Raw genomic sequence first — 21724 nt, forward strand, 5'->3', positions numbered from 1 at the left:
AGCCCTTGGTGACCGCCTTGGTGGTGTTGCCGACGGCGTCGAGCGCGTCGGTAGCCTTGCGGACTTCCTTCGGCAAACCCGCCATTTCGGCAATGCCGCCGGCATAGTCGGTGACCGGACCGAAGGCGTCGAGCGCCACGATCATGCCGGCCAGCGCCAGCATGGTGGTGGTGGCGATCGCGATGCCGAACAGGCCGGCAAGGCTGTAGGTGACGAGGATGCCCGCGATGATCACCATTGCCGGACCGGCGGTGGATTCCATCGAGATCGCGAGACCCTGGATCACGTTGGTGCCGTGACCGGTGACCGAGGAGGCCGCGATCGACTTCACCGGGCGATATTCGGTGCCGGTGTAGTATTCGGTGATCCAGATGATCAGGCCGGTGACGACGAGGCCGACGATGCCGCACTGGAACAGCGCCATGCCGGTGTACTTCACGCCCGCCAGCGGACCGAAACCGATCAGCCAGTAGATCACGGCGGCAACGCCGACCAGCGACAATACGCCGGTGGCGATCAGGCCCTTGTACAGCGCGCCCATGATGGACTGGCTGGCGCCGAGCTTGACGAAGAAGGTGCCGACGATCGAGGTCAGGATGCAGACGCCGCCGATCGCGAGCGGCAGCGTCATCATCGGCACCAGCAGCGGCGAGGTCGCGAAGAAGATCGCGGCCAGCACCATGGTGGCGACCGCGGTCACCGCATAGGTTTCGAACAGGTCGGCGGCCATGCCGGCGCAATCGCCGACATTGTCGCCGACGTTGTCGGCGATGGTGGCCGGGTTGCGCGGATCGTCCTCGGGAATGCCGGCTTCGACCTTGCCGACGAGATCGCCGCCGACGTCCGCACCCTTGGTGAAGATGCCGCCGCCGAGACGGGCGAAGATCGAGATCAGCGAGGCGCCGAAGCCGAGCGCGACCAGCGAATCGACCACGATGCGGTCGTTGGCCTTGAGGCCGAGGATCTGGGTGAGATAGGCGAAGTAGATGGTGACGCCGAGCAGCGCCAGACCCGCAACCAGCATGCCGGTGATGGCGCCGGCCTTGAAGGCGAGTTCAAGTCCGCCGGCCAGCGAAGTGGTGGCGGCCTGCGCGGTGCGCACATTGGCGCGGACCGAGACGTTCATGCCGATGAAGCCGGCAGCGCCCGACAACACGGCGCCGATCAGGAAGCCGATCGCGACCTTCATGCCGAGGAAGTAGGCCAGCAGCACGAAGATCACGGCGCCGACGATGGCGATCGTCATGTACTGACGCTTCAGATAGGCCTGCGCGCCTTCGCGCACCGCGGCCGCGATTTCCTGCATTCGCGGATTACCCGCATCGGCCTTCAGGACCGATGCCGTCGCCCAGATGGCGTAAACGATGGAAAGCACTCCGCAGAGCACAATCGCCCATAATACTGTCATTGAATTTGCCTCAGATCCTGGATCTACCCCACACCACACCGCGGGAGCGGCGGGCGCCTAAAAACAAGGCCTGCCCCTGCCCAAAGGGGTGGCCCTAAATCGGCGGGACCATGCCAAAATCGTATCACCTGCGCAACGCTGCGGAGGGCCAAAACCAACGATTTCGGCAGGTATTTGCATCCAAAGCGGCGGTTTTTGCAAGAATACTGGAGAATTCTAGAAATGGCTGTAGGACAGCCGCTTTAACGCGATCTGGCTGCCCTTGGTGTCGAGGAATCGCGGCACCGACGTCCCGCTGATCACCGATCCGATCGAGGTCACGGCCACCCCGGCCAGCCTGGCCGCCTGCGCGAACGCCGTGAAGCCGGCCTCCGGAATCGCACACAGAATCTCGTAATCATCGCCGCCGGAAACGATCGCCTCGATGCCGGCCGTGCCCTCGGCCAGCAATACCGCGGCCGGAGCGGACAACGGGATACTCTGCGCATCGATGACGGCGGATACCTGGGACGCCGCGCACAGCTTGGCGAGGTCCCCCGCCAGACCGTCGGACACATCCATCGCCGCGCTGGCATGGTCGCCGACCGCCTGCGCCAGGGCGTTGCGCGGCTGCGGCACGCGGTAGCGGCCGACCAGCATCTGGCTGGCCGCGGCGTCCCGCGCGAGCGCAGTCGCCACCGCGCCGCCTTTCAGGATTTCGAGGCCAAGCGCGGCATCGCCGATCGTCCCGGTCACGACGATGCGGTCGCCGGGCGCAGCGCCGCTACGCCGGACCATTTTGCCTGGCGCCACCCGCCCGAACGCGGTGACCGAGATCATCACCGGCCCCGGCGTCGACACCGTATCGCCGCCGAGCAGCGGACAGCCGAACAGGCCGGCATCCTCGCCAAGCGCGCGCGCGAACGGCGCCAGCCAGTCATCGTCCTGGGTGCGCAGCGCCAGCGTGAGGACGAAACCCGCAGGGCTAGCCCCCTTGGCCGCGAGATCGGACAGGTTCACCCGCAGCGCCTTGCGCGCGATGGTATCCGGGGGATCATCGGGAAGAAAATGCACGCCTTCGACAATGGCGTCGGTGGTCACCACGATCTCACCGCCGCCGGCCTGCAGGATCGCCGCGTCGTCCACCAGGCCGAACGCACCGGGGGCGGTCGCGAGCGGACGGAAATAGCGGGCGATCAGGGAGTCTTCACCGGATGTGGTCTGTTTGGGATCGGTCATGGTGCGCCATCCCCAAGACTGTCATCGCCCGGCTTGACCGGGCGACCCAGTATTCCAGAGACGCCGGCGATCAACTGAGAGGCCGCGGCGTACGGGGTCACCCGCTTTCGCGGATGATGACAATCGAATGTACGGCGAGCGCCCATCCCGACCTACCCCCGGGAAAACTCGTCGGCACGAAACTGGCGGGCGATCTGGTCGAGCACCGCGTTCACCATGCCGGTTTCCTCGGACTCGACGAAGGCGTGTGCGACGTCGACATATTCCGACACCACTACGCGGCCGGGCACGTCCTTGCGGTGCTCGAGCTCGTAAGCCCCTGCCCGCAACACGGCGCGCAAAATGGCGTCGATCCGCTTCAACGGCCAGCCTCTTGAAAGCGCCTCGTCGATCACGGGGTCGAGCCTGGCCTGGTCGCGCACCACGCCGGCGACGACATCCTGGAAGAACGCGGCCTCGGCGGGCAGATAGGTATCGCCCTCGACCTCGTTGCCGAGCCAGTGGCTCTCGAACTCGGCGAAGATGTCGTTGATGCCGGCGCCGCCGATGTCCATCTGGTAGAGCGCCTGCACCGCGGCGAGCCGCGCGGCGCCGCGCCGGTTGGCCTTTTTATCGGCGGGGCCCTTGTTGTCAGAGCCTTTTGCCGGCGCAGGCTTCTTGTTCTCTGCCATGATCAGGCCTTTGCCAGCCGGCGCTTGATCCGCAGCATCGCCAAGGCCGCGCGCGCGGCGTCGCCGCCCTTGTTGAGTTCGCTGGCGCGGGCCCGCGCCCAGGCCTGCGCGTCGGTGTTGACGGTGATGATGCCGTTGCCGAGCGGAAACTTCCTGTTCACCGCGAGATCCATCAGCGCGCGCGAGGATTCCATCGACACGATCTCGAAATGAATGGTGTCGCCGCGCACCACACAGCCGAGCGCAATCGCCGCGTCGTAAGGTTTGCCGTTCTTTTCGGCGGCATCGAGCGCGATCGCGATGGCGGCGGGAATTTCCAGCGCGCCGGGCACCGTGATCACCTCATGGCCGACGCCGGCCGCCTTCAATTCGGCGATCGCGCCTTCCAGCAGCGCATCCTGGATGTCGTCATAGAAACGCGCCTCGACGATCAGCGCGCGTGCGCCCGATATGTCGGTCTGGTCCTTCAACTGTGCGCGCCGCGCGTCCGCCATGACTTCTTCCGTTTCAACGGGTGGTGACCCTCATCCTGAGGAGCGGCCGCTTGGCCGCGTCTCGAAGGATGAGCTGGTTGCACTCATGGTTCGAGACGGCGCAAGGGCGCCTCCTCACCATGAGGATATCGTGCGCGTTGTAGGCGCGGCAGGCCGCCGTGCCAAGGCCTGCTCACTTCATTTCCGAGAGCCGCGCGGCGTAGCGCGCCATCAGGTCGACCTCGAGATTGACCTCGGTGCCCGCGCGCCAGCCGCCCAGCGTAGTGACATTGAGCGTATGCGGAATGATCAGCACCGAAAACGCGATGTCAGCAACGGTATTGACGGTCAGCGACACGCCATCCAGCGTCACCGAGCCCTTTGTCGCGATGAAACGCGCCAGTTCCCTTGTGGTGGAGAGCTCAAACCGTGCCATATCGGGCAGACTGTCATGCTTGACGACGGTGGCGACACCGTCGGCGTGCCCGGCGACGATATGGCCGCCGAGTTCGTCGCCGATCTTCAGCGCCCGTTCGAGATTGAGTTTGGTGCCGGTAGCCCAGTGTTTCGCCGTGGTCATGGCAAGCGTCTCGGCGCCGGCGTCGACATCGAACCAGGTCTTGTCGGCCGCGACGCCCGAGGCGACCACGGTGAGGCAGACGCCGTTGCAGGCGATCGAGGCGCCGTCGGCGATGGTGGCGCGGTCGTAGCGGCAGGCGATGCGCAGCCGATGCAACTGGCCCTGCGCCGTCGGCGTCAGGCTGACGATTTCGCCGATGTCGGTGATGATGCCGGTAAACATCTGGTCCTTTCGCCGTCATGGCCGGGCTTGTCCCGGCCATCCACGTCCTTCTTTAACATCTGCCGCCAAGACGTGGATGCCCGGGACAAGCCAGGACAAGCCCGGCCATGACGAATCTGGATCGCTCTATGCCCGCTCGTAGATGGTCAGGGTGTCGCCTTGCAGCGTTTCGCTAGCACGTAGCTTGAACGCGGGCGACTGGGTGATGGCGGAGAGCGGCAATGCCTCCAGCGCAGGGACGCCATCGGCGCCGACCGGACGGGCGCCGCGCAGCAGCCAGACTTCATCGACCAAACCGGCGGCGACAAAGGATGCCGCCACCCGGGCGCCGCCCTCGACCAGCAGGCGCGTGATGCCCTTTTCGGCCAGCGCATGCAGCACGGCGGCGAGATCGAGCCCCGGCGGCGGCGTGGTCGTGGTCGGCACACGGTTCACCTGCGCGCCTGATGCCCCGAGCTTCATCGCAGCGGGCGCTTCCGACAGATTTGACGTCATCACCCACAGCGGCGTCTCGCGCGCCGAATGAACCAGGCGGCTGGCGCCGGGCATCCGCAGGGCGCGGTCGAGCACCACCCGCACCGGAGAAAGCGCTTCCATCCCCGGCAGTCGGCAGGTCAGCATGGGGTCGTCCGACAGCACCGTGCCGATCCCGACCAGAATGGCGTCGCATTGCGCGCGCAGCAGATGCACCCGCGCCTTCGCCGCTTCACCCGTGATCGCGACGGGCTTATGGCCGGCGGCGGCGATCTTGTCGTCGGGCGAGACCGCGAGCTTGAGGATCACATGCGGACGCTTGTCGCGTACGCGCCGGAAATGCCCGGCATGATCGCGCGCGGCTTCCACAGCGCCCGTCCCGATATCGACCGCGATTCCGGCGGCGCGCAGTTTGGCGTGGCCCTGCCCCGCCACTTCCGGATTGGGATCCTCGATCGCCGACACCACCCGCGTAATCCCGGACGCGATCACCGCATCGGCGCAGGGCGGCGATTTGCCGAAGTGCGCGCACGGCTCCAGCGTTACATAGAGCGTGGCGCCGCGCGCGGCCCCGCCGGCCCGCGCCAGTGCCTCGGGCTCGGCATGGGGGCGGCCGCCGGGCTGGGTCCAGCCGCGGCCGACGATGACGCCGTCCTTGACCACGACCGCGCCGACCGCCGGATTGGGCCAGGTGCGGCCCTGCCCGCGCCGGCCGAGCGACAGCGCCAGCGCCATGAAGCGCTGGTCGGCAGCCTTCGATTCCCTCGATTTCTGCGCGTACTGGTCTTCCAGAATGCGAAAGATCATTTGCGTAACGTGGCGAGCCGCGCTTCGTCGTCGCCGGAGAGCTCGCCGAGCACGGTTTCGAAATCCTTGGCCTCGCGAAAGTTGCGATAGACCGAGGCGAAGCGGACATAGGCGACGTCGTCGAGCTGGCGCAGATGCTCCATCACGATCTCGCCGATCGCCTCCGATGAAATCTCGGCCTCGCCGCCGCTTTCGAGCTCGCGCACGATCGCCGAGACCATCTTCTCGACCCTTTCAGGGTCGACCGGACGCTTGCGCAAGCTGATCTGCAGCGAGCGCACCAGCTTGTCGCGGTCGAACGGCACCCTTCGGCCGTTGCGCTTGATCACCGTCAGCTCGCGCAGTTGCACCCGTTCGAAGGTGGTGAAGCGGAAATTGCAGGCGACGCAGACCCGGCGGCGCCGGATCACGGCGGAATCCTCGGTCGGACGCGAATCCTTCACCTGCGTATCGAGACTGTTGCAGCTCGGGCATCGCATCCGCTGAAGACCTTTACTGGTAGATCGGGAAGCGGTCGGTGAGCGCCTTGACCCGTTCCTTGATCGCGGCTTCCACCATCGGCGCCGAACCACCTTCCGACTGCGCGATGGCGTTGAGCACTTCCGAGATCATCATGCCGACCTGCTTGAATTCGGCGACGCCGAACCCGCGCGTGGTCGCCGCCGGGGTGCCGAGACGAAGGCCGGAGGTGACGAACGGCTTTTCCGGATCGAACGGGATGCCATTTTTGTTGCAGGTGATGGCGGCGCGGACCAGCGCCTTTTCCGAGACGTTGCCCTTGAGGCCCTTCGGCCGCAGGTCCACCAGCATCAGGTGGTTGTCGGTGCCGCCGGAGACGATGTCGAAGCCCTGGGCGCGCAGCGTCTCCGCCAGCGCCTTGGCGTTCTCGACCACGTTCTTCGCATAGATCTTGAAATCTGGCCGCAGCGCCTCGGCGAACGCCACCGCCTTGGCGGCGATCACATGCATCAGCGGGCCGCCCTGCAGGCCCGGGAAGATCGCCGAGTTCAGCTTCTTGGCCAGCGCTTCGTCGTTGCACAGGATCAAGCCGCCGCGCGGTCCGCGCAGCGATTTGTGAGTCGTGGTAGTGGTGACGTGGGCGTGCGGCACCGGCGAGGCATGCGCGCCGCCGGCCACCAGGCCGGCGAAATGCGCCATGTCAACCATCAGATAGGCGCCGATCGAGTCGGCGATCTCGCGAAAGCGCTTGAAGTCCCAGGCGCGCGAATAGGCCGAGCCGCCGGCGATGATCAGTTTCGGGCGAACCTCTTCCGCCTGTTTTGCCACGGCGTCCATGTCGATGATCTGGTCCTCGCGCCGCACGGTGTAGTGCGAGGCCTTGAACCATTTGCCGGACATGTTGACGGGCGAACCATGGGTGAGATGGCCGCCGGCGGCGAGATCGAGCCCCATGAAGGTGTCGCCGGGCTGCAGCAGCGCCAGGAACACCGCCTGGTTCATCTGGCTGCCGGAATTCGGCTGCACATTGGCAAAGCCGGCGCCGAACAGTTTCTTGGCCCGCTCAATCGCCAGCGTCTCGGCGACGTCGACCCACTCGCAGCCGCCATAATAGCGATTGCCCGGATAGCCCTCGGCATACTTGTTGGTCATCACCGAGCCCTGCGCTTCCAGCACCGCGCGGCTGACGATGTTTTCCGAGGCGATCAGCTCGATCTCATGGCGCTGGCGGCCGAGTTCGCCCTTGATCGCGGCGGCGATCTCGGGATCGGCCTGCTCGAGGGTGGCGGTAAAGAACGAGTCGGGCGCGGAAGCGGTCTTGGCGCTAGTGGCAGAAGAGCTCATGAGCGAAATATCTCCACCGCCGCAACCTGTTAGCTGAGGGTGCGGCCGGTCACGTGTGGCGATCGAAAGCGGCGCTGGCGGGATACCATATCAGGCGGCGGCGGCCAAGCGCTTGCGGGTCATGGCTGATATTTATGCAAGATATGGTGGGACGGGGATGACCGGGCCGGCCTCCCCCAAGCCGTCGCCCCGGCCCTGAGCCGGGGCCCATACCCCGCGGCGCCCGCGACCAAAAGGAGGTGTCTGACACCCTGCCCTTGCAAGACGGCACGGCGTATGGGTTCCGGCGTTCGCCGGAACGACGAGAGCGTCACTTCGCAAACCGGTACGCCCCGCCCTTCTCGACGGAGCGCTGGAATGCCGGCCGCGCATGCATCCGCGTCAGCCACGCTGCCAGGTTCGGATACGGCGCGAGCTTCTCGAACACTTTTGCCATTTCGCCGACAAAGCTCATCTGGATGTCGGCGCCGGACAATGACGTTCCGACAAAGAATTCCTTGCCCTTCAGCGCACCATCGACATAGCCGAGATGATTTGCCATCTCGCTGTCGATCCGCGGATGCAAGGGAGCGCCCGCTTCCTTCAGCCTGGAGACATAGAGGTTCAGCATCAGTGGCAGCATCGCCGAGCCCTCGGAATAATGCAGCCACTCATTGTAGGTTTCGTAGTCGGTGCTGCCGGGCGTGGGCATCATCGCGGACTTACCGTTTCCTTGGCCGTAGGTGCGAATGAGGTAGTCGACGATCGCGCCCGACTCCGCGATGGTGATGCCGCCATCGGTGATCACGGGCGACTTGCCGAGCGGATGTACCGCGGTCAGTTCCGGCGGCGCCAGCCGCGTGGTCGCGTCGCGCTGGTAGCGTTTGATCTCATAGGGCGTGCCGAGTTCTTCCAGCAGCCAGAGGATACGCTGCGAGCGGGAGTCGTTGAGGTGATGCAGGGTGAGCATGGGTTTCCCTAGGGTGATTACTGCCCCAAGGTGTATCGGCTCTGCGCGGTGTCAGCAACGCAGACAGATGTACGCCGCCGCAGTGCCCTTTCCTCTACAGCCCCGTAAACCCCGCCTTCACCGGATCGCTCGATCCATCGAGCTCACGCAAATAGGTCAGCCCGCACACGGTCAGCCGGTGCGTATCCTTCTCGCCGGCTTCCATCAGCGTGGTGAGATATTCCGTCACCTTGGCGCGCGCTTCGGCGCTGGCGGCGGCGGTGCGGTTCAAGAGCAGATCGTAAGTCATCATGATGCGGTCGATGGCGGGTTCCATGCAATCCTCTGAGTTCCACGATCAAACGAGTTCGCTGGCTTCGAATTTCGCGATCGCCCTGTTGGCGAGGCGAAGCCGGTTGAATTCGCCACGCTGGAACATCTGGGCGATGATCTCCAGCAGCCGGTCGTTGGTGGCGAGCGTATCGGGGATGGCGCCGGAGCGGCGCAGATAGTTGGCGGCGATGGCATAGGCATCGCCGACCACCTCCACATTCATCACCTGCAATCCGCGCTCGACCAGCATGCTCGTTCTCCGATATAGGAGACAAGCCCTGTCGGGGGCAAAAGTTCCATTTCCCGAAACTTGCGCCGCCGGACGCCAAAAACCCCTGCAAAAACAAAACGCATCGGCCCGGTGATCCGGGCCGATGCGCTTGGGGAAGTCTTGATCTAGTTGCCGCCGGTCTTTTGAGATGCCGGCTTGGCCTGATCCCGCAGTCGAATAAGTCTCAGAGCCGATACAGGATCTGGTCGGTCCAGAACCGCTCGAGCCGGTGCAGCGACTTGTTCAGGGTCGCGAATTCCTCGTTCGAGATGCCGCCGACCTGCTCCACCGTCTTGACGTGCTTCTGATAGAGCGCATCGACGATCTTGCGGATTTCCTGGCCCTGCGCGGTGAGCCGGATGCGGACCGAGCGGCGATCGACGCGCGAGCGCTGATGATCGAGGAAGCCGAGTTCGACCAGCTTCTTCAGATTGTAGGAGACGTTGGAGCCGAGGTAATAACCGCGCGTGCGCAGTTCGCCCGCGGTCAGTTCCTTGTCGCCGATGTTGTAGAGCAGCAGCGCCTGCACCGAATTGATGTCGGCGCGACCGCGGCGATCGAATTCGTCCTTGATCACGTCGAGCAGCCGGCGATGCAGCCGCTCCACCAAAGTCAATGCTTCGAGATAGAGCGGCTGCACCGGAGCCTGGCCCGGAGCGCGTTCGGTGGTTTCAGCCACCGTTGCAACGGCTTTCATCATGACACTTCCCCTGCTGTCGTTTTTATCGACTTATTCGACGAAACTTGTGTCCCGCCTGATAGCTTCAACTTAAGGGGCCGGTTTGAAGATCCGCTTAAATAAGACAATAAAGAGATCATGAATTTAAGACAGTGAATCGCGGATTAAGCCCGTCAATAAAGGGCTTTTCGCAACCTTTCGATAACGGTGGAACGCCCCTGTTCACGCTTCGTTGGCGCGTTCTGTCGCATATGGGAACAGGACCGTTCAAATTCGAAACGACTGCGTAACAGGTGTGACCGCGGCGTTAGGGTGACTCAAAAGTTACCGCGAAAATTCCCGAAAATTTTAGGCAACCGAACTCGGGTTTACCCGAGTTCGGCAACATTCATTATTGTCCAAGTCGACAACAGCCGACTTGGATGGCGCGCCGTTTTTTGCACTCCCCGCGAATTTACTCTCACTCACCAGGGTAATCGTTCGCGCGCTATGGCGGCCGTTCGCGCGCGGCCATCCATGCCAGCGCGAGATACGCAGCCAGCATCAAGGCTTCCAATCCCACCACCGTCAGGCTGCCGCCGTAAATTCCGGGAAACATCAGTTCGATCACCGCCATCGACACCACGGTGGTCAGCCACACCACCGCACCCCACGGCGTCGCCAGCCACAGCCCGACCGCGGCGACCAGTTCGATCACGGCGAAATAGACCGTGGCGGTCTGCCACGCCATCGGCTGGTTTTCGAACGCCTCTTCCTCGCCGCCGATGAAGCCGGTGACCTGGGCCCAGTGATAGAGCCCTTTGGCCACCGAGACGACGGCCATGATGCGCAGGAAAAACACCAGCCGGCGGGTCCACACATTGTCGTCGGATTCGATTCGCTCCGACGAAATCGCCGCCACCGACATCGCATTGTCGCGCGGCTGGTCGCGCGATGGGGTTTCAGACATGCGGCTGGCTGTTCTTGACCGGGGAAATCGACTTCATTGTCGATTCATGGCCCCTCGGCGCGGCAAAATCAATCCGCCAGGGGATGCACCGGCCGATTTGCGCCAGGTCAAGATGCCAATGACGTCCGCCATGCAAGATGTTAGAATTGGAACAAGTCCATTCTGCCGCCTTCAGGAGTGACCATATCATGGCGATCAAATTCGGCCGTCCGATCGAACTGCGCGACGCGCCGCGGCGGGAAACCGCCCTCGCCGCCCCCTCGCTCGATCTCGTGGTTCGCCCGCGCCGCAACCGCAAGGCGGAGTGGGCGCGGCGGCTGGTGCGGGAAAACGTGCTGACCGCCGACGACCTGATCTGGCCGCTGTTCGTGGTCGACGGCCACAACAAGCGCTCAGCCGTCGCCTCGATGCCCGGAGTCGACCGGCTCAGCGTCGATCAGGCGGTCCGTGACGCCGAGCGCGCGGTGAAGCTGAACATCCCCTGCATCGCGCTGTTTCCCTACACCGAGCCTTCCCTGCGCGACGAGCACGGCACCGAGGCGCTCAATGGCGGCAATCTGGTCTGCCAGTCGGTGCGCGCCATCAAGAAGGAATTTCCTGATCTCGGCGTGCTGTGCGACGTGGCGCTCGATCCCTACACCAGCCATGGCCATGACGGCCTGATCGAGGACGGCCGCATCCTCAACGACGAGACCGTCGCGGTGCTGGTGCGCCAGGCGCTGGTGCAGGCCGAAGCCGGCTGCGACATCATCGCGCCTTCCGACATGATGGACGGCCGGGTCGGCGCCATCCGCGAGGGGCTCGACGCCGCCGGCTTCCTCGACGTGCAGATCATGGCCTATGCGGCGAAATATGCCTCGGCCTTCTACGGCCCGTTCCGCGACGCCGTCGGCTCGGCGAAGACGCTGACCGGCGACAAGCGCACTTACCAGATGGACTCGGCCAATTCCGACGAGGCGCTGCGCGAGGTCGAACTCGACATCGCCGAAGGCGCCGACATGGTGATGGTGAAGCCGGGCATGCCCTATCTCGACATCGTGCGGCGCGTCAAAGACACCTTCGCGATGCCGACCTTCGTCTACCAGGTGTCCGGCGAATACGCGATGATCGCGGCTGCCGCCAATAACGGCTGGATCGACGGCGAGCGCGCGATGATGGAAAGCCTGCTGGGCTTCAAGCGCGCCGGCGCCGACGGCATCCTGACCTACTTCGCGCCGCAGGCGGCGGAGAAGCTGAAGCAGCAGGGGTAGGTCTCTCAACCCGTCGTCCCGGCCTCCGAGCCGGGACCCATAACCACCGATGTCCGTGGTTTACGACTGATCGTCGAGCAGCCGTCTCGAATCGACAGGTCACGCGGTATGGATCCCGGCTCGGCACTCGCGCTGCTCGCTTGGCCGGGACGACGGGTCAGATTGCCGCTTGTTAATGTGTGCCGAGGTCTTGCACCTGCACCGCCGGTTCCCATGTGCTTCACGGGAATGCACGGTCTGGAGGACGGACATGTCTTACAATGGTTCGGGAAATAGCGGCGACGCCTGGCGCAGCGGCGGCGGGGTGCAGCCCCATGCCTTCGATCCGCAAGCGCAGCCGGAATTGTTTCGCGGCGTGCTGACGCGGCGGGTGTTCGCGTTCCTGATCGACCTCGTGGTGCTGACGGTCCCGGTAGTCCTTGGCTACCTGTTCATCGCGGTGTTCGGCGTCATCACCCTGGGGCTCGGCTGGATGCTGTTCTGGCTGGCCTGGCCGGCCACCGTGGTCTGGGCGATGGTCTATTACGGCGCTTCGATCGGCGGGCCGCATTCGGCCACCCTGGGCATGCGCGTGATGGATCTGGAACTGCGCACCTGGTACGGCGCGCCGGGCTATTTCGTGCTCGGCGCCATGCATGCGGTGCTGTTCTGGGTGTCGATCTCGTTCCTGACCCCGCTGGTCCTGCTGGTCGGCCTGTTCAACGGCCGCCGCCGGCTACTGCACGACATCGTGCTGGGCACCGTGGTTATCAACAGTTCGGTCCGCACCCAGATCGCGCAGCCCGCGCGAACATTTTGACCACAACCGATTGACCGTCGGCCTCCGCGGCGCGATGCTGTGTGTTGCTGCTTCGGAGGCCTGACGACTCAACGTGACCCAGCACTCGCGTGACACCCCGCAATTCTACCTGACCGCGCCCTCGCCCTGCCCCTATCTGCCGGGCCGGCACGAACGCAAGGTGTTCACGCATCTGGTCGGCGACAAGGCGGGCGATCTCAACGATCTGCTCACCCATGGCGGGTTCCGGCGCAGCCAGTCGATCGCCTATCGCCCGGCCTGCGACCAGTGCCGCGCCTGCGTGTCGATCCGCGTCATCGCCAACGAATTCCGCCTCTCGCGCAATTTCCGCAAGATCATGGCCCGCAACGCCGACATCACGGGCGAACAGCGCAGCGCGGTGCCGACCTCCGAGCAATATTCGGTGTTTCGTGCCTATCTCGACGCGCGGCACCGTCATGGCGGCATGGCCGACATGACCGTGCTCGACTACGCCATGATGGTGGAGGACAGCCACGTCGAAACCCGCATCATCGAATACCGCAAGCGCGGCGTCGATACCGGCATCACCGGCCGTGGCCAGGAACTGGTGGCGGTGGCGCTGACCGACGTGCTCAGCGACGGACTGTCGATGGTGTATTCGTTCTTCGAACCATCGGAGGAAAGCCGCTCGCTCGGCACCTTCATGATCCTCGACCATCTCGCCCGCGCCCGCCGCCAAGGGCTGCCATACGTCTATCTCGGCTACTGGATCGAAGGCTCCAAGAAGATGGACTACAAGGGCCGCTTCCTGCCGCAGCAGCGGCTCGCCCCCTCCGGCTGGCTGCGCATCGACGCCTCGGGCGAGGTGTTGTCCGAGCCGCAGGATTGAATACGGCCGTCTTGATCCGGAAAAAATCGGATGATCCAAGGTTCGGACTGAAGAAGCCCGGCGTCCGCTCCACATAATTCCGGTGTGCAAACTTGCGAAGCTCCCGCAGTTTGCATGAAGCGATGCAATGCACCTATGCGTCCCGCTTTGCGTTGATTTCCGTCAATAGACCCCGCGCGGCGTCTGATAATCACTCAGCCACTCCCTTCTTTGGCGACCAAGCCATCGAACCCGAAAACTCAAGATCCGAGGAACTGATGTTGAAATTCCGCAAAGCCCTAATGGCGCTGTCGGCGCTCGCGCTCGCCTTCGCCTCTTCGTCCGTCGCACAAGCCGCCGAAAAAAAGGACATGGGGCTCTACGTCAATCTGGCAACCAAGGACACAATCAAAGCCGGCCATGCATTCGCCCATGCGCTCAAGCTCAACGAGCGCGGTCACCCGATGGCTTTCTTCCTGAATGGCGATGCGGTCTTGATCGCGGTCAAGAATGCTCCGCAAACCAGCTTCGAGGGCAAGCCCCTGCAGGCTTGGCTGAAGGATGTTATGGCCAAAGGTGGCAAGGTCATCGTCTGCAATGTCTGCATCAAATTGCACAACATCAAGCAGGAGGATTTGATCGACGGCGCTACGCTGGGATCGCCTGAAATCGTTTCAGAGTATCTGTTTGACCCCAACTATCAGGTCATCAGCTGGTGAGACTGGCGAGTTGCCCGAAGCGCGCAGCAATTTGCTGCTGCGCGCTTTGCTGCAAATATGGTGCACGTTCGGATTGCCTCAAGTACTCATTGAGATTCCATTCGGGTCCGGACTTGTAAGCAGGCAGCTGCGTACCCGCCCTCACCCGAAAAACGTCTCGAACAGCAGCTTCACGTTCAAGGTCACAATGATCCCGGCGACGATCCACGCCACGGCCGCGACCGGCAGCGAGATCGCGAACTGGCCCATCTTGCGCCGGTCCGACACGAACCGCACCAGCGGAATCACCGCGAACGGCAGCTGCATCGACAGGATCACCTGGCTGAACACCAGAAGCTGCCCGGTGCCGCGCTCGCCGTAGAGCGCGGTGACGACGATGACCGGGACGATGGCGATGCCGCGGGTCAGCAGCCGCCGCGCCCAGTTGGGCAGGCGCAGGTGCAGAAAACCTTCCATCACGATCTGGCCGGCCAGCGTCGCCGTCACGGTCGAATTGAGGCCGGACGCCAATAGCGCCACCGCGAACAGCGTCGATGCGATCGACAGACCCAGCAGCGGCGACAGCAGTTCGTGGGCCTGGCTGATTTCGGCGACTTCGGTATGGCCGCTGGTGTGGAAGGTGGCGGCGGCGACGATCAGGATCGCGGCATTGATGAACAGCGCCATCATCAGCGCGATGGTGGAGTCCGCCGTCGCCCATTTGATCGCGTCGCGGCGGCCTTCATCCGACCGTTCGTAGGCGCGGGTCTGCACGATCGAGGAATGCAGATAGAGATTATGCGGCATGACGGTCGCGCCGATGATGCCGATGGCGATGTAGAGCATCTCGGGATTGGTGAAGATCTCGGTCGACGGTACAAAACCCTTCAGCATCGCGGCGACCGGCGGCGCGGCGGCGGTGATCTGGATCGCAAAGCAGACCGCGATCACGATCAGCAGCGCGATGACGAAAGCTTCGAGGAAGCGAAAGCCCTTGTTCATCAACAGCAGCAGCAGGAAAGCGTCGAGGGCCGCGATCAGCGCGCCGCCGACCAAGGGAATGCCGAACAGCAATTTCAGCGCGATCGCGGTGCCGATGACTTCGGCGAGATCGCAGGCGATGATTGCCGCCTCGCAAGCCAGCCAGAGCATGAAGTTGACCGGCCGGGAATAGGTGGCGCGGCAGGCCTGCGCCAGGTCGCGATCGGTGACGATGCCAAGCCTGGCGGCCAGCGCCTGCAGCAGGATCGCCATCAGGTTCGAGAGCAGGATGACCGACAGCAGCGTGTAGCCGAACTTCGACCCGCCGGCGAGGTCGGTCGCCCAATTGCCCGGGTCCATGTAGCCGACCGAGACCAGGTAGCCGGGACCGGCAAAGGCCAGCAGCTTGCGCCACCACTGGCCGCCCAGCGGGACCGCGACGGTGCCGTACACCTCGGGCAGGCTCTTCTGGGTGCCCGCCGCGGCGTCGGCACGCCATGTCGATCCATCCGGCAGAGGTTCCGCGCCGGGATCAGAGGGCAAGACAGGGGTTTTGGCGTCCATTCGTAACAAGATGGGCGTGCCGGCAGCTTAAAGCAACTCATCAGCGACGGCTTCCCGTCGATCCTGCCGTCGGGAAACGGGTGGCTTGGCGGTCCCGGGACGAAGACCATGGCAGCCAACCGATTTGCCCGGAATCCACGCCATGTCTGCGATCCATCACACGCCCCGCCTGCCCGCCACCTTCAATCGCCTCGCCTGGTCCAATCTGGCGGCGCAATCGGCCGAGCAGATCGCGCTGGTGGCGGCGCCCATCGCTGCCGTCATCCTGCTCGGGGTCGGCGAAGGCCAGACCGGGCTGCTGCAGACCGCACTGACGCTGCCGTTCATCCTGTTCGCGATCCCCGCCGGCCTGCTCGCCGACCGCATCTCACGGCGTCGGCTGATGGCCGGCTCGGAAGCTTTGCGCGCGGCGGCGCTGGCCGCGATCCTGCTGCTGATCTGGCTCGATTGGCTGTCGCTGCCTTTGCTCGCCCTGCTCGGCTTCGTCGCGGTATGCGGCACCGTCGTCTACAGCGTGGCGGCGCCCGCGCTGGTGCCGTCGCTGGTGACGCCTGAGCTGTTGCCATCAGCCAATGCGCGGATCGAGCTGGCGCGCACCGTGGCGTTCGCCAGCGGCCCGGCGCTGGGTGGCGTGCTGGTGGGATGGACCGGTGCGGCCCCCGCCTTCGGGGTCGCCGCGGCGCTCTCCGTGATCGCCGTGGTGCTGCTGTCGGGCATCCATGAGCCGGCGCGGATGCCCGTGCCGCGCCGCCATCCGCTGCAGGAGATCAAGGAAGGCGCCGCGTTCGTGCTGCATCATCCGCTGCTGCGGCCGGTGTTCGTCACCCAGTTCATCTTCAACACCGCGTCGTTCCTGCTGCTGGCGGTGTTCGTGCCCTATGCGGTGCGCCGGCTCGGACTATCGGCGACCGGCGTCGGCCTCACGCTCGGGATGTACGGCGTCGGCATGGTGTTCGGCGCGCTCTTGGCGACGCGGGTGATGCGCCGCCTCGCCTTCGGCACCGTGATCGGGCTCGGACCGGTCACCGGCTTCGTTGCCGCCTGCGTCATGGCGCTGACGACCTTGATCCCGTCGCCGGCGCTTGCGGGCTTGAGCTTCTTCCTGCTCGGCGCCGGCCCGATCCTGTGGGTGATCTCGACCACCACCCTGCGGCAATCGGTGACGCCGCCGTCGCTGCTTGGCAGAGTTTCGGCGATCAACATCATGAGCTATGGCGCGCGCCCGCTCGGCTCCGCGCTCGGCGCCCTCGTCGGCGGGTTTTACAGTGCCGAGATGTGTCTCTACCTCGCCGTCGCGATCTTCGGCGCCCAGGCGCTGGTGATCCTGCTGTCGCCGGCGGTGTCGCTGGCGCGGCAGCCGGACATGGTCGGCGAGCCGGCGAAGGCATAGCGTTTTCGTCATTGCGAGGAGCACTTGCGACGAAGCAATCCAGTTTTGCCACTGTAAAGCTGGATTGCTTCGCTTCGCTCGCAATGACGTGTTCCCGAATTTGCATCCCTGCCCGGCGCAATAGGGCTTTCCTGCGCTATTTTATATGATATACATCATATTATTGCGGAGCATTTCAAATGGCCGACCAGACCGTAGCGATCGATGCCACTCCCCGGCCCGAGGTGTCCTCGACCTTCCTGCAGATCGCGGTGCTCGCCGCGCTGTCCGCCACGGGAACGCTCGCCACCAACATCCTGCTGCCGTCGCTGCCCCAGATGGCGGCGTCGCTGTTTGTGTCGACCGCCGAGGTGACGGCGTCGATTACGGTGTTCCTCGCGGTATTCGCACTCGGCCAGCTCGCGGTCGGGCCGATCTCCGATCGCTATGGCCGGCGCTGGCCGGTGCTGGCCGGCTTTGTCGTGTTCATCGCCGGCAGCATCTGGTGCGGCCTCGCCACTGATCTGACCGGCCTGCTGGTCGGCCGCGTCATCCAGGCCGCCGGCGCCTGCTCGACCTCGGTACTGTCGCGCGCCATCGCCCGCGACCTGTTCACCGGCGCGGCGCTCGGCCGCGCCATGGCGCTGATCATGATCGCGATGGCGGCGGCGCCCGGATTCTCGCCGCTGCTCGGCGGCGCGCTCGACCATTATTTCGGATGGCGTTCCGAATTCGTCTTTGTCGGCATCTTCGCAGCCATCGCGGCGATGGCCTATGCCGCCGTGCTCGGCGAGACCCACCATGCAACACGGACGCCGCTCAATCCGCTGGCGATCGCCCAAAACTATCTTGGCCTGATCGCCGACCGCCGCTTCGTCGTCCCGGCCGCGACCGTCAGCCTGATCATGGGCGGCCTGTTCGGGATATTTTCCGCTGCCCCCCGCGTGCTGATCGAGGGCATGGGCTTCACCCCGATCGAGCTCGGCCTGTTCTTTGCGGGCACGGTCCTGGTCGTGTTCTCCGCCGGGATGACGGCCACCAGACTGGCGCCGCGGCTCGGGCTCGACCGCGCCATTCAGATCGGGCTCGTGCTCGCAGCCGCCGGCAGCGTCGCCATCCTGCTGGTGTCGTTGTTCAACGCCGCCTTCCTGCCGTTCCTCGCCAGCCTGTGCGTGTTCCTGCTCGGTATGGGCATCGTCAATCCGCTCGGCACCGCGCAGGCGCTTTCGCCGTTCGGCGAAAAGGCCGGCGCCGCCTCGGCGCTGGTCGGCTTCTGGCAGATGATGAGTGCCGCTACCGCGGTCTGGCTCACCGCCACGGTCTCGCATCAGGCGATGTTCGCGCTCGGCAGCGTGCTGACGGTGGCGTCCCTGGTGGCCGTCGCGCTGTACACGCGGCGGGCGAAGGCGGGCTAACCCGCGAGGTAGCGCTCATAGCTGCCGGCCAACACCTCGTCCGCGGCGATATCGGGATCGAGGGTGTAGAGGTCCTGCGCGCGGCTGATGCCGCGCAGCGCGAACCGGCCGGTGGACACCAGATATTTGCGCCCTGACGCATCGAGCCCGGTGCGAAAATCCGAGGACATCAGCAACTCCCGGTCGACCGAGCGGCACATCGACGCGATGCGACTGACCTCGTTGACCGCCGGTCCCACCACCGTGAAGTCGAGCCGGTCGTCGCTGCCGATATTGCCGTAAAACACTTCGCCGACATGGAGGCCGACATGGGCCGTCGTCACCGGCCAGCCCTCGGCGGAACGCCTGGCGTTGAGCGCCTTCACGTTGCGCCGGAAGCGATGCTCGGCCCGCAGCGCCGCGCGTTTTGCCGCTACCATGTTCTCGTCGGTGAACATCGCCAGCACGCCGTCGCCGATCAGTTTCAGCACCTCGCCGCCGGCGTCGTGAATGGCGTCGATCGAGGCTTGCGCGTAATCATTCAGGAACGGGATGATCTCGTCGGGCCCAATGCTTTCGCCGATTTTTGTCGAACCGCGCAGATCGGAAAACCACAGCACGGTATTGATGCGCTCGGCGACGCCGCGCGAAATTTTTCCGCGCAGCACCTGTTCGGAGGCGTCGCGCCCGAGATAGACCCGGCCCAGCGTGCGGGCAACTTCGGCATGAGCGGCGGATTTGATCGCGAGCCCGAGTACCGGGACGAGGTCACGCAACGCCGCAAGGCCCTGCTCGCCAAATCCCTCCGCGCGCCGGGTCACCCATGTGGAATAGAAGCAATCCATCTGGCCCATGGTGCCGGCTTCGCCGAACCGGTGCACGAAAGCGACAAAATGCTTGTGCCCCTTGGCGGCGAGATCCTCGATCATGGAAAAGTCGAGCGAGGCGATGTCGGAAAGGTCGATCCTGATCTCGTCGGTGCCGTGCTCGAGCATGTGGTAAAAGGTCGAGCGCCGCCAGTTCTCCGCAGCCGTACCCTCATTGCTCGATCCGTATTCGAAGACGTCGCTCTCGTTGCTGTCGGCCTCGTTCCAGCGAAAGCCGCGCCCCTCGAAGATCGGATGCAACGTATCGATGAAGACCAGACCGCGCGACAGCTCCAGCCCGCCGGCCCGGCAGCGCTCGCAAAATCCGCGTAGCAGATCGTTCTCGGGCAGTCCGGTCAGTCCCTGGCGAACCAGCCAGTTCATCAGGCGCAGGCGGGGCGTGAGTTCCATGCGGCTATTATGCCGCGTAATAGCGAATGACGGAAGATGCCACAGCCGTCATTGCGAGCGGAGCGAAGCAATCCAGCTTTTGTGATGAGACAAGAGGAAGAAAGCTGGATTGCTTCGTCGCTACGCTCCTCGCAATGACGGTTCTCTCCTCCCACCCTACGAATCCCGCGTAGCAACCTCGCCGTTCTCTTTCACAAACGAGGTCACCGGATTTTCGAGCAACTCCAGCACCGCTTCCGGCGGCCGGCACAGTCTGGTGCCCTTCGGAGTCACCACGATCGGCCGGTTGATCAGGATCGGATGGGCCAGCATGAAATCGATCAGCTCGTCATCGCTCCATTTGGGATCGGCGAGCCCGAGCTCCGCGTAAGGCTCACCCTTTTCGCGCAGCAACGCACGGGTCGAGATTCCCATCGCCTTGATCAGTTCCTGCAGCCGCGCGCGATCGAGCGGATGCTTCAGATACTCGATCACCTCGGGCGCCTCGCCGCTCTGCCGGATCATCGCCAGCGTGTTGCGCGAGACGCTGCAAGCCGGGTTGTGATAGATCGTCACGCTCATGTCCGCGCTTCCTTGCTGACCGCCGCGGCGGCCCCGGCGCCGGCCTCGTACCAGCCCCGTGAAGCTTTCACCAGATAGACCACCGACAGCATCACGGGCACCTCGACCAGCACGCCGACCACGGTGGCCAGCGCCGCGCCGGAGTTGAGGCCGAACAGGCTGATGGCGGCGGCGACCGCGAGTTCGAAGAAATTGCTGGCGCCGATCAGCGCCGCCGGCGCGGCGACACACCATGCCACGCCAAAACGACGGCTCAACCAATAGGCCAGCCCCGCATTGAGATAGACCTGGATCAGGATCGGCACCGCCAGCAGCACGATCACCAGGGGCTGGGCGATGATCTGTTCGCCCTGGAAGCCGAACAGCAGCACCAGCGTGGTCAGCAGCGCGACCAGCGACACCGGCTGCAGCACGTGCTGGGTCTTCTGCAACGCCGCCGGGCCGCTGGCGAGCAGCGCGCGCCGCCATAGCTGCGCCATGATGACGGGTACGACGATATAGAGCACCACCGAGATCAGCAGCGTAGCCCAGGGCACCGCGATCGAGGCGACGCCGAGCAGCAGTCCGACCAGCGGCGCGAAGGCAAACACCATGATGACGTCGTTGAGCGCAACCTGGCTCAACGTGTAATGCGGCTCGCCCTCGCACAGGTTCGACCAGACGAACACCATCGCCGTGCACGGTGCCGCCGCCAGCAATATGAGCCCGGCGACATAGGATTGTATTTGCGCCGACGGCAGCAACGGCGCGAACAGATGGCCGATGAACAGCGATCCCAATAGCGCCATCGAGAACGGCTTCACCGCCCAGTTGATGAACAGGGTGACGCCAACGCCGCGCCAGTGCTCGCGCACCTGGCCAAGCGCGCCGAAATCGATCTTCAGCAGCATCGGGATGATCATCAGCCAGACGAGGCCAGCCACCGGCAGATTGACCCGCGCGACCTCCGCGCCGGCAATGACGGCAAACGCACCGGGCACGAGATGCCCGAGGGCTACGCCCGCGACGATGCACAGCGCCACCCACAGCGAGAGATACCGTTCGAACAGATTCATACTGGTTCCGACATTCCGGGCATGAGTCGTGGCGCCCTTTCCTCAGGCTTTATCGGCTGTATCAAACAAGGTTGTGAATAGGAGAAATCTGCGGAATCCTCCATAATATCTCTTGATATCTCGACAGATGG

23 protein-coding genes are annotated in these 21724 nt (G+C 64.5%); 6 read left to right on the top strand and 17 right to left on the bottom strand.

Annotated features, from left to right (window positions below; translation table 11 throughout):
- From Q7U29_RS14145 to Q7U29_RS14205, 13 genes are all read right to left on the bottom strand, one after another.
- Positions 1-1408 (bottom strand): sodium/proton-translocating pyrophosphatase (locus Q7U29_RS14145; RefSeq protein ID WP_304742427.1); only part of this gene is annotated, 1408 nt, incomplete at its 3' end.
- A gap of 216 nt (positions 1409-1624) precedes the next feature.
- The gene (thiL, locus tag Q7U29_RS14150; protein WP_304742429.1) at positions 1625-2626 is read right to left on the bottom strand and encodes a thiamine-phosphate kinase; all 1002 of its coding nucleotides are present in this window, start codon (positions 2624-2626) and stop codon (positions 1625-1627) included.
- Between the two features lie 152 nt (positions 2627-2778).
- The gene (gene nusB / locus Q7U29_RS14155) at positions 2779-3297 is read right to left on the bottom strand and encodes a transcription antitermination factor NusB (RefSeq protein WP_304742431.1); all 519 of its coding nucleotides are present in this window, start codon (positions 3295-3297) and stop codon (positions 2779-2781) included.
- Positions 3298-3299: 2 nt separating this feature from the next.
- A complete protein-coding gene (gene ribH, locus Q7U29_RS14160; RefSeq protein ID WP_304742433.1) occupies positions 3300-3791 on the bottom strand; it encodes a 6,7-dimethyl-8-ribityllumazine synthase in 492 nt (163 codons plus the stop codon).
- Positions 3792-3963: 172 nt separating this feature from the next.
- On the bottom strand, positions 3964-4572 hold the full coding sequence (locus tag Q7U29_RS14165) for a riboflavin synthase (RefSeq protein WP_304742435.1): 609 nt from the start codon (positions 4570-4572) through the stop codon (positions 3964-3966).
- Between the two features lie 126 nt (positions 4573-4698).
- Complete coding sequence (gene ribD / locus Q7U29_RS14170; RefSeq protein WP_304742437.1) at positions 4699-5853, bottom strand: bifunctional diaminohydroxyphosphoribosylaminopyrimidine deaminase/5-amino-6-(5-phosphoribosylamino)uracil reductase RibD; 1155 nt, start codon at positions 5851-5853, stop codon at positions 4699-4701.
- Positions 5850-6332 (bottom strand): transcriptional regulator NrdR, encoded by a 483-nt coding sequence (nrdR, locus tag Q7U29_RS14175; protein ID WP_291865374.1) that lies wholly within the window; start codon positions 6330-6332, stop codon positions 5850-5852. The genes ribD and nrdR overlap by 4 nt, the downstream gene beginning before the upstream one ends.
- Positions 6333-6345: 13 nt before the next feature.
- Entirely contained in the window at positions 6346-7656 is a 1311-nt protein-coding gene (gene glyA / locus Q7U29_RS14180; protein WP_304742438.1) for a serine hydroxymethyltransferase, read from the bottom strand.
- Positions 7657-7966: 310 nt separating this feature from the next.
- Positions 7967-8605 (bottom strand): glutathione S-transferase family protein, encoded by a 639-nt coding sequence (locus Q7U29_RS14185; protein ID WP_304742440.1) that lies wholly within the window; start codon positions 8603-8605, stop codon positions 7967-7969.
- 94 nt (positions 8606-8699) lie between these two features.
- The gene (locus Q7U29_RS14190) at positions 8700-8921 is read right to left on the bottom strand and encodes a hypothetical protein (protein WP_304742442.1); all 222 of its coding nucleotides are present in this window, start codon (positions 8919-8921) and stop codon (positions 8700-8702) included.
- 21 nt (positions 8922-8942) lie between these two features.
- Complete coding sequence (locus Q7U29_RS14195) at positions 8943-9167, bottom strand: hypothetical protein (RefSeq protein WP_304742443.1); 225 nt, start codon at positions 9165-9167, stop codon at positions 8943-8945.
- Between the two features lie 205 nt (positions 9168-9372).
- Positions 9373-9888 carry a transcriptional regulator LdtR gene (gene ldtR, locus Q7U29_RS14200; RefSeq protein ID WP_304742445.1) on the bottom strand — a complete coding sequence of 172 codons (516 nt, stop codon included), beginning with the start codon at positions 9886-9888 and terminating at the stop codon, positions 9373-9375.
- Between the two features lie 466 nt (positions 9889-10354).
- Positions 10355-10816: a DUF6163 family protein gene (locus Q7U29_RS14205; RefSeq protein ID WP_304742447.1), complete on the bottom strand. Its 462-nt coding sequence runs from the start codon at positions 10814-10816 to the stop codon at positions 10355-10357.
- A gap of 188 nt (positions 10817-11004) precedes the next feature.
- Between Q7U29_RS14205 and hemB the strand changes: the two genes are divergently transcribed.
- The 4 genes from hemB (at position 11005) to Q7U29_RS14225 (ending at position 14413) form a co-directional block, all read left to right on the top strand.
- On the top strand, positions 11005-12066 hold the full coding sequence (gene hemB / locus Q7U29_RS14210; protein WP_304742449.1) for a porphobilinogen synthase: 1062 nt from the start codon (positions 11005-11007) through the stop codon (positions 12064-12066).
- A 250-nt stretch (positions 12067-12316) separates the two neighbouring features.
- Positions 12317-12865: an RDD family protein gene (locus Q7U29_RS14215; protein ID WP_304742451.1), complete on the top strand. Its 549-nt coding sequence runs from the start codon at positions 12317-12319 to the stop codon at positions 12863-12865.
- Positions 12866-12938: 73 nt separating this feature from the next.
- Positions 12939-13715, top strand: a complete 777-nt coding sequence (locus Q7U29_RS14220; protein ID WP_304742453.1) for an arginyltransferase — start codon at positions 12939-12941, stop codon at positions 13713-13715.
- A 257-nt stretch (positions 13716-13972) separates the two neighbouring features.
- Complete coding sequence (locus Q7U29_RS14225) at positions 13973-14413, top strand: DsrE family protein (RefSeq protein ID WP_304742455.1); 441 nt, start codon at positions 13973-13975, stop codon at positions 14411-14413.
- Positions 14414-14554: 141 nt separating this feature from the next.
- Here Q7U29_RS14225 and Q7U29_RS14230 read toward each other — a convergent pair whose 3' ends face one another.
- Complete coding sequence (locus Q7U29_RS14230; protein ID WP_304742457.1) at positions 14555-15937, bottom strand: Nramp family divalent metal transporter; 1383 nt, start codon at positions 15935-15937, stop codon at positions 14555-14557.
- A gap of 142 nt (positions 15938-16079) precedes the next feature.
- Between Q7U29_RS14230 and Q7U29_RS14235 the strand changes: the two genes are divergently transcribed.
- Both Q7U29_RS14235 and Q7U29_RS14240 read left to right on the top strand, forming a co-directional pair.
- Positions 16080-17327, top strand: coding sequence for an MFS transporter (locus Q7U29_RS14235; RefSeq protein ID WP_370691759.1), 1248 nt, complete (start codon positions 16080-16082; stop codon positions 17325-17327).
- A gap of 179 nt (positions 17328-17506) precedes the next feature.
- Positions 17507-18721, top strand: a complete 1215-nt coding sequence (locus Q7U29_RS14240) for a multidrug effflux MFS transporter (RefSeq protein WP_304742459.1) — start codon at positions 17507-17509, stop codon at positions 18719-18721.
- On the opposite strand, the gene Q7U29_RS14245 is transcribed toward Q7U29_RS14240, so the two are convergent.
- The 3 genes from Q7U29_RS14245 to arsB all read right to left on the bottom strand — a co-directional run bounded on the left by Q7U29_RS14245 (position 18718) and on the right by arsB (position 21593).
- A complete protein-coding gene (locus tag Q7U29_RS14245; RefSeq protein WP_304742461.1) occupies positions 18718-19977 on the bottom strand; it encodes an adenylate/guanylate cyclase domain-containing protein in 1260 nt (419 codons plus the stop codon). The genes Q7U29_RS14240 and Q7U29_RS14245 overlap by 4 nt on opposite strands.
- Positions 19978-20133: 156 nt before the next feature.
- Positions 20134-20538 carry an arsenate reductase (glutaredoxin) gene (arsC, locus tag Q7U29_RS14250; protein ID WP_304742463.1) on the bottom strand — a complete coding sequence of 135 codons (405 nt, stop codon included), beginning with the start codon at positions 20536-20538 and terminating at the stop codon, positions 20134-20136.
- The gene (arsB, locus tag Q7U29_RS14255) at positions 20535-21593 is read right to left on the bottom strand and encodes an ACR3 family arsenite efflux transporter (protein ID WP_304742464.1); all 1059 of its coding nucleotides are present in this window, start codon (positions 21591-21593) and stop codon (positions 20535-20537) included. The genes arsC and arsB overlap by 4 nt, the downstream gene beginning before the upstream one ends.
- Positions 21594-21724 lie beyond the last annotated feature (131 nt).

The organism is Bradyrhizobium sp. (genome assembly GCF_030654605.1).
In the GTDB taxonomy this organism is placed as follows: Bacteria; Pseudomonadota; Alphaproteobacteria; order Rhizobiales; family Xanthobacteraceae; genus Bradyrhizobium.